Annotated in this window: 7 protein-coding genes; 1 reads left to right on the top strand and 6 read right to left on the bottom strand. The window is 75.0% G+C overall.

The features are described 5' to 3' along the window. Positions 1 to 114: 114 nt before the first annotated feature. From hflX to miaA, 5 genes are all read right to left on the bottom strand, one after another. Positions 115 to 1,617, bottom strand: coding sequence for a GTPase HflX (gene hflX, locus ACFV4G_RS42270; RefSeq protein ID WP_380448761.1), 1,503 nt, complete (start codon positions 1,615 to 1,617; stop codon positions 115 to 117). Next, positions 1,614 to 3,953 (bottom strand): RelA/SpoT family protein, encoded by a 2,340-nt coding sequence (locus tag ACFV4G_RS42265; RefSeq protein WP_380448759.1) that lies wholly within the window; start codon positions 3,951 to 3,953, stop codon positions 1,614 to 1,616. Before ACFV4G_RS42265 ends, hflX begins: the two co-directional genes overlap by 4 nt. Positions 3,954 to 4,118: 165 nt before the next feature. Then, a complete protein-coding gene (gene dapF / locus ACFV4G_RS42260) occupies positions 4,119 to 5,027 on the bottom strand; it encodes a diaminopimelate epimerase (RefSeq protein ID WP_380448757.1) in 909 nt (302 codons plus the stop codon). A 70-nt stretch (positions 5,028 to 5,097) separates the two neighbouring features. Continuing rightward, positions 5,098 to 5,607, bottom strand: coding sequence for a hypothetical protein (locus ACFV4G_RS42255; protein WP_359964880.1), 510 nt, complete (start codon positions 5,605 to 5,607; stop codon positions 5,098 to 5,100). Between the two features lie 226 nt (positions 5,608 to 5,833). Further along, positions 5,834 to 6,784 carry a tRNA (adenosine(37)-N6)-dimethylallyltransferase MiaA gene (miaA, locus tag ACFV4G_RS42250; RefSeq protein ID WP_380448754.1) on the bottom strand — a complete coding sequence of 317 codons (951 nt, stop codon included), beginning with the start codon at positions 6,782 to 6,784 and terminating at the stop codon, positions 5,834 to 5,836. A gap of 167 nt (positions 6,785 to 6,951) precedes the next feature. Between miaA and ACFV4G_RS42245 the strand changes: the two genes are divergently transcribed. Then, on the top strand, positions 6,952 to 7,212 hold the full coding sequence (locus tag ACFV4G_RS42245) for an antitoxin (RefSeq protein ID WP_380448751.1): 261 nt from the start codon (positions 6,952 to 6,954) through the stop codon (positions 7,210 to 7,212). 18 nt (positions 7,213 to 7,230) lie between these two features. On the opposite strand, the gene ACFV4G_RS42240 is transcribed toward ACFV4G_RS42245, so the two are convergent. After that, positions 7,231 to 7,929, bottom strand: coding sequence for a hypothetical protein (locus ACFV4G_RS42240; RefSeq protein ID WP_380448749.1), 699 nt, complete (start codon positions 7,927 to 7,929; stop codon positions 7,231 to 7,233). Between the last annotated feature and the right edge of the window lie 196 nt (positions 7,930 to 8,125).

Here is an 8,125-nt window from a genome sequence, read left to right as displayed (position 1 = left end):
CGTCTCCGCGTGTCTGTGTGTGTGCGCCGCGCCACCCTCCGCGCGCCGCGCCCCCCCCCGCGGCCCCCCCCCCCCCGCGGCCCCCCCCCCCCCCCCCCCGTCACGAGGGGCCGGTCAGCCCCGCAGGGCCACCGCGAAGCGCTCCAGCTCCGCGGCCAGCTCGACCGGCACCTTGGCGTGCAGCAGCGTGCCCTCGCCGGTGTGCTCGGTGGAGAGCAGCTCGCCCTCCGCGTGCACCCGGGAGACCAGACCGCCCTGGGTGTAGGGCACCAGGGCCCGCACCTCGACGGCCGGGCGCGGCAGCTCGTCGTCGATGAGCTTCAGCAGTTCCTCGATGCCCGCGCCGCTGCGGGCCGACACCACGATGGCGTGCGGCTCGCGGCGCAGCAGGCGCTGCAGCACGTGCGGGTCGGCGGCGTCCGCCTTGTTGATCACCACGATCTCGGGGACGTTCTGCGCGTCCACCGAGACGATGACCTCGCGCACGGCGGCCAGCTGCGTCTCCGGCTCGGGGTGCGAACCGTCCACCACGTGCAGGATGAGGTCCGCGTCGGCGACCTCCTCCATGGTGGAGCGGAACGCCTCGACCAGGTGGTGCGGCAGGTGCCGGACGAAGCCGACGGTGTCGGCCAGCGTGTAGACCCGCCCGCTGGGCGTCTGCGCCCGGCGCACGGTCGGGTCCAGGGTGGCGAACAGCGAGTTCTCCACCAGGACGCCCGCCCCGGTGAGCCGGTTGAGCAGGGAGGACTTGCCGGCGTTGGTGTACCCGGCGATGGCCACCGACGGCACCTGGTTGCGCCTGCGCTCCTGGCGCTTGGTGTCGCGGCCCTTCTTCATGTCGGCGATCTCCTTGCGGAGCTTCGCCATCTTCTCGCGGATCCGGCGCCGGTCGGTCTCGATCTTGGTCTCACCGGGGCCACGGGTGGCCATGCCGCCGCCGGACGAGCCGGAGCCACCACCACCCATCTGCCGGGAGAGCGACTGGCCCCAGCCGCGCAGGCGCGGCAGCATGTACTGCATCTGCGCGAGCGAGACCTGCGCCTTGCCCTCGCGGGACTTGGCGTGCTGGGCGAAGATGTCGAGGATCAGGGCCGTCCGGTCGACGACCTTGACCTTGACCACGTCCTCCAGCTGGATCAGCTGGCCGGGGGTGAGCTCACCGTCGCAGACGACGGTGTCGGCGCCGGTGGAGGCGACGATGTCGCGCAGCTCCTTCGCCTTGCCGGAGCCGATGTAGGTCGCGGCGTCGGGCTTGTCACGGCGCTGGATCACACCGTCCAGGACCTCGGAGCCGGCGGTCTCGGCGAGGGCGGCGAGCTCGGCCATCGAGTTCTCCGCCTCCTCCAGCGTCCCGTCCGTCCAGACACCGACGAGCACCACGCGCTCCAGGCGGAGCTGGCGGTACTCGACCTCGGTGACGTCCTGGAGCTCGGTGGAGAGACCGGCGACGCGGCGCAGCGCGGCGCGCTCGCTGCGGTCGTACTGGTCTCCGTCGTAGTGCCGGCCGAGGTCCTCGTCGATGGCCGCGAGGTCCTCGTCCATGAGGGCTTCCGCTCGCAGACCGTCGAGGCGGCGCGGGGCGTCGGCGGGGTCGCGGGTGTCGAACGTGGAGGTCATTCTGTCCTTTGGTCGCTGGGTGGCTTCGGCGACGGCCCGTGGACGGTACCGGAGCTCCTCTGCCCGGTGAACGCCGTGGACCTGCCGCGCATTCCCCTCGATGGTCCCACGCCCGGCGCGGGCCGGTCACCCCCATTTCTTCCGGCCGTGCCGTCCTCGGGGGCGTGCGGGCGGCTGACGTCGTACACGCCGGAGACCCGGAGCATGGCCCGCATCAGGCCGGGCAGGGCGGCCGGGGCGGGCAGCTCGACGGTGTAGGTGTGCCGCACCCGCAGCTCCTGGGGCGGCTCGACCTCGGCCGAGACGATGCCGACGTCCTCGGCGGAGATCGCCGCGGTCAGGTCGGCGAGCAGCCGGGGCCGGTTCAGGGCCTCGGCCCGCAGGGTGGCCCGGTAGCCGTCGGCCGGGGTGCCGTCGGCCCGCCAGCGGACCTCCAGCGTGCCGCGTCCGGCGGTCCGCATCCGCTCCCCCGCCGGACAGCCGGTGCGGTGCACGGCGACGGTGCCGCCGCGGATCGGGTAGCCGGTCACCTCGTCCGGCGGCACCGGCGTGCAGCAGCGGGCCAGCCGTACCGGCGCCCCCGGCCGCCCGGCCACCGCGACCGGGGCGGCCCGGCGCTCGGCGGTGCGGTGCGCCGGCGGGGCGGGCTGCCCGGCGGAGGGGCCGGTGCGGACCGCCGGCAGCCGGGCCGGGTGGTCGGCCAGCCAGCGCTCGATGGCGAGGCGGGCGGCCGGGGTGCGGGCGTGGGCGAGCCACTCGGGCGCGGGCCCGGAGGGCTCGGCGGCGCGCGGCCCGGCCCCGGCGGGCACGGTCTCGGTGAGCACGGCGAGCAGGTCGCCGTCCTGGAGGACGGTGGACAGCGCGGTGAGCCGGCCGTTGACCCGCACGCCGATGCACCGGTGCCCGGTGTCCTCGCCGAGCAGGTAGGCGGCGTCCACGCAGGTGGCGCCGGCCCGCAGCTGAAGCGTTTCGCCGCACTCCGTCACGACCGTGATCTCCCGGTCGCCGGCCAGGTCGGCGGTGAGCGCCGACCAGAACGCGTCCGGGTCGGGCGTCTCCTGCTGCCACTCCAGCAGCCGGCTGAGCCAGCCGGGCCTGGCCGGGTCGGTGCGGTCGAGCTCGTCGGCGTCCTGGACGGCGGCGGCGGGCTCCGGGTCGCCGAGGGCGACCACCCCGGTCTCGGCCACTTCGTGCATCCGCCGCGTGCGCACCAGCACCTCGACCACCGCGCCGCCCTCCAGCGCGACCGCGGTGTGCAGCGACTGGTACAGGTTGAACTTGGGGGCGGCGACGAAGTCCTTGAACTCGCCGGGCAGCGGCGTCCAGCAGGTGTGCAGCTCGCCGAGCACGGCGTAGCAGTCGGCGTTCTCCTCGACGACCACCAGCAGCCGGCCGAAGTCGGCCGGCTGCGGCCCCTGCGGCCGCCCGTCCGCCCCGGGCGCGGCGGCCCGCTTGAGCAGCACCCGGTGCAGCGAGACGCAGTGCCGCGGCCGGACGGTGACCTCGGCGGCGACCCCGGTCTCGGCCAGCTGCCGGGCCAGCAGCCGCGCGAAGGGCTCCAGCAGGGTGTCCGGCTCACCCTCGTGACCGGCCATCAGGGTGCGGGTGCGGGTGTGCTCCTCGGGGTGCAGGGTGGCGAAGACGATGTCCTCCAGCTCCGCCTTGAGCACCTGGATGCCGAGCCGCTCGGCCAGCGGGATCAGCACGTCCCGGGTGACCTTGGCGATCCGCACCTGGCTGGCCGGCTTCATGTGCCGGATGGTGCGCATGTTGTGCAGCCGGTCGGCGAGCTTGATCACCATCACCCGGACGTCGTCCCCGGTGGCGACCAGCATCTTGCGGAAGGTCTCGGCCTCGGCCGCGGCGCCGAAGTCGACCTTCTCCAGTTTCGTCACCCCGTCGACCAGGTAGGCGACTTCGGGCCCGAACCCGGCGCTCACCTGATCCAGCGTCAACTCGGTGTCCTCCACCGTGTCGTGGAGCAGCGAGGCGACCAACGTCGTGGTCCCGGCGCCGAGTTGGGCCAGGATCATGGTGACGGCCAGCGGGTGGGTGATGTACGGCTCGCCGCTCTTGCGCTTCTGCCCGCGGTGGCTGGCCTCGGCCAGCCGGTAGGCGCGCGCGAGCAGTCCGAGGTCGGCCTGCGGATGGTGCCCGCGGTGGGCCCGGACGAGCGGTTCGAGCGCGTCCGGCACCGGCTGGCGGCCGGTGGCCAGCAGGGCGGCCCGCCCGGCGCGGCCGAGCGCGGCCCGGCCGAGGCCGCCCAGGGGCCGCAGGACCCCGGCCTGCCGCGTGCTTGTCGGCGGCCCGAGCGGTTGTCCGGCTTCGATGGTCATGGCACCTCCGGCGACGGTCACCGGCGGCCGCCCCGACGAGGGGCGCCGACCCGGTGATCCATGCTACCGAGCACAGCACGTTGCGCGATGCCTCGCTTCCCCTCTGCGACCGGTATCACTCGATCGGGGGGATTCGTCACCGTACGAAATGGGCAAACCGGGCCCTCAGCCGGTCAGTGCCGCCCACCACCGGGGGTCGATCTCGCCGGCCGCCACGATCACCGCGGCGCCGGTCATCTGCACCAGGCCGTCGGGGTGCTCGGTGATCGTCAGCCGCCCGCCGGGCAGGTCCACCGCGTAGGTCGCCGCCTCGCCGGTGACCGCCGGGTCGAGGCCGTCGCGCCGGATCGAGGCCACCGCGACGGCGCACGCGCCGGTGCCGCAGGACAGCGTCTCGCCGGAGCCGCGCTCGTGCACCCGCATGGCGACGTGCCGCGGCCCGCGGTCCACCACGAACTCGACGTTGACGCCCTCGGGGTAGGCGCCCTCGGGGCTGGTGAGCGGCGGGCGCAGCAGGTCGCCCGCGTGGTCGAGGCTCTCGACGAAGGCGACGGCGTGCGGGTTGCCCATGTTGACGTTCAGCGCGGGCCAGCGCCGCTCGCCGACGGCGACCTCGATGCCGTCCGGCCCGGGCAGCCTCGCGCGGCCCATGTCGATCGTGATCTCGCCGGCCGTGCCGTCCTCGGCGTCCTCGGCGACCCACGCGGTCAGTACCCCGGCCCGGGTGGCCACGGAGATCTCGCCGGGCTCGGCGTGGCCGGCCTCGACCAGGTAGCGGGCGAAGACCCGCAGGCCGTTGCCGCACATCTCGGCGATGCTGCCGTCGGAGTTGCGGTAGTCCATGAACCACTCGGCCCGGTCGGCGAGGTCCGCGGCGGCCGGCTCGGCGGCGGAGCGCACCACGCGCAGCAGGCCGTCACCGCCGATGCCCGCCCGCCGGTCGCACAGCGCCGCGACGGCCTGCGGGCCGATCGCCAGCCGGCCGTCGGGGTCGGGGACGATGACGAAGTCGTTCTGGGTGCCGTGCCCCTTGAGGAAGGGGATGCCGGCCGGCTGCGAAGAGGATGCGCTCACCCTCCCGATGGTACTGAGGAGGGCGGGAGGCCGGTCGGGGCGGGCGGCCCGTCGGGCTGGTGCCTCGGCCCTAGCGGAGGTGGGCGACCCGCCAGACGGCGAGGGCGCAGGCGGCGAGCGCGATCAGGGTGTAGACGACGATCGCCTTCCACCCGGCCCGCTTCCCGGAGCCCCGGCGCGGCAGGCCCGGCCACTTGTACCCGGCGTGCCGGGCGGCCATCGCGCCCCAGCCGACCGAGGCGGCGGTGAGCAGCAGGCCGAGCATCCCGACCATGGTCGCCCGCGCCCCGGCGGAGCCGAAGGCGAGCGGGAAGCTGAACATCAGCGAGCCGAGGGTGCCGAGCAGCGCGATCGGCAGCGTCTGCCACCACCGCAGCCGGCGCCGCGGGCGGATCTCCCGCTCGTGCACCGCGCCGGCCGGGCCGCTGGTGTCCAGCGTGGGCAGCGCGACGGCGTAGGAGGTGGGCGCGTCCAGGCCGGTCAGCACGGGGAGGTCACCCATCGTCGACTCGTCGAACTCGTCGGCCGGTGCGGTGACGCTCCCGCTCTGGCCGGACTCGGGGCCGGTACCCGTCGACACACGGCCTCCCCTGACAGTTCGACACGAGCGGACTCGCGGCCGGTACGGCCGGCCCGCCCGGGCCGACCCTTATGACACCGATGATGGCATGTCCAGAGGTGCGTTCCGGGCCTCTCCGGGGTCGGCGGGTGATCCGTGGCCATCACGTGATCGGGCCGTAACCCCCGGTTGGTCCTGCACGGCCACGTGCTCGCGCAGCTGCACCGCCGAAGTGGCCGGATCCCGCCTACGCGGCCGACGCGCGCTGACGCCCGATCAGCTCAAGGGAACGTTCCAGCAGCTCGACCGGGTCGGTGCCGGCCGGGCGGGAGAGCCAGTGGATCCGGTCGTCCCGGCGGAACCAGGACTCCTGGCGGCGGGCGAAGCGCTTGGTGGCCCGCACGGTTTCGGCCTTCGCCTCGTCCTCGGTGCACTCGCCGGCGAAGTGGTCGAGCACCTGCTGGTACCCGAGCGCCCGGGAGGCGGTCCTGCCCTCCCGCAGCCCGACCCGTTCGAGCGCGCGCACCTCGTCGAGCAGCCCGGCCTCCCACATCCGGTCGACGCGCAGGGCGATCCGCTCGTCCAGCTCGGGGCGCGGCACCGCGACGCCGATCTGCACGGCGTCGTAGACGGCGGTGTTGCTCGGCAGGTTGGCGGTGAACGGCTGCCCGGTGATCTCGATGACCTCCAGCGCGCGGACGATCCGCCGCCCGTTGCCGATCAGGATCGCCTCGGCCGCCGCCGGGTCGAGCCCGGCCAGCCGCCGGTGCAGCGCGTACGGGCCGGCCTCGGCGAGCTCCGCCTCCAGCCGGGCGCGGACGGCCGGGTCGGTGCCGGGGAACTCCATCTCGTCGATCGCCGCCCGGACGTACAGCCCGGAGCCGCCGACCAGCACCGCGGCCCGCCCGGCGGCGAGCAGCCGGTCGATCTCGGCGCGGGCCAGCCGCTGGTACTCGGCGACGCTGGCGGCCTCGGTGACGTCCCAGACGTCCATCAGGTGGTGCGGGATCCCGCCCCGCTCGTCCGTCGTGAGCTTGGCGGTGCCGATGTCCATGCCCCGGTAGAGCTGCATCGAGTCGGTGTTGATGATCTCGCCGCCGAGGCTGCGGGCGACGGCCACGGCGAGGTCGGACTTGCCGGCGGCGGTCGCCCCGACGATCGACACGACGGGGGGCTGGACGGTGCGGGAGCTGCTCACCGCTCCAGTCTCGCAAAACCGCCGTGGGACCGGGCACCGGGCTGCCTCCCGCCCCCGATTGCGCGACGATATGACTGTTTCCGGCTGTTTCCAGGCCCTGGTCCGGTTTGCGAACGCTTTACCCCTCCCGGACGTTGGGCAGGAAACAGGGAGAGAAGGAGATCGCCATGGGCCTGATGGACAACCTCAAGGGCAAGGCCGAGGAGCTCAAGGAGCGCGCCAGCGAGCTCGCCGGCAAGCACCACGACCAGATCGACAGCATGGTGGACAAGGCCGGCGGCGCCATCGACAAGGCGACCAAGGGCAAGTACAGCGACAAGATCGAGCACGGTGCCAGCAAGGCCAAGGGCGCGGTCGACGACTTCGCCCACAAGCCGGAGCCCGGCGAGGAGGGAACCGGCGGCAACGGCCGGGCGCCGCACGCCTGAGCGCGGGTGCGGCGGTGATCAGCTCCAGGACGCCACGAAGTACCCGACGCCGTACGGCGCGTCCTGGTAGCCGAGCCGCGCGGTGAGGCCGGCGCCCTCGGCGGCGCCGGCCAGCACCTGCCAGGGCGCCCGGCCGTCGGCCTTCAGTTCGGCGGCCAGGGCGGCGTCCAGCGCGGCCAGGGCGGGGAGGTCGGCCGAGCCCAGGGCGGCGGCCAGCGCCGCGTCGTAGCCCTCGGCGCGCTCGTCCAGGTAGCCGGGCGCCTTCACCGTGCGGCAGGCGCTGCCGCCGCCGAGCACCAGCAGGGCGACCCGGTCGGCCAGCCCGGCCAGGCCCTGGCCCAGCCCGAGCATGCGGTCGGCGGGGGCGTCCTCGGGCACGGCGCAGGCGTGCGTCGGCAGGGTCACCCCGGCCCGCTCCAGCAGCCACGCCCCGACGGTCAGCGAGGGCGCGAGCTCCGGCCCCTCGACCCGGCCGCCCGGCAGCTTGGCCACCAGCGGCACCCCGTAGCGGCGGAAGGAGCCCGCCCCGCCCTCGGTCCACACCTCGGCCCCGGGCCCGGCGCCGACCACCACGACCAGCTCAGGCCCGGCCGCGACCAGCGCCGCCAGTGCCTCGTCGCAGGCGGCCCGCAGCGCGTCCAGTTCGCTCGCCGCCCCGGCGGCGACCTCGGGGACGAGCAGCGGCGGACAGGGGCACACGGCGGCGGCTACCAGCATGTGGATCACTCTAGTGCCGTGGCCGGACAGGTCCGCCGTGTTGCGACGCCCGGCCACGGCACCAGCCGAGAAGCACGGCGGCCCGGCGGGACCCGAAGGTCCTGCCGCGCCGCCGGAGCGTCCTGCGCCGGGGGGGGCGGGGCGGGCGTGAGTTCCCGCAGCAGGCGCCCGGCGGGGCCGGGTGCGGCAGCGGCCG

The organism is Kitasatospora sp. NPDC059747, from assembly GCF_042732955.1.
Taxonomy (GTDB): Bacteria; Actinomycetota; Actinomycetes; order Streptomycetales; family Streptomycetaceae; genus Kitasatospora.
Note: the sequence above shows the minus strand (reverse complement) of the source record. Positions and strands in the feature narration are given on the sequence as shown.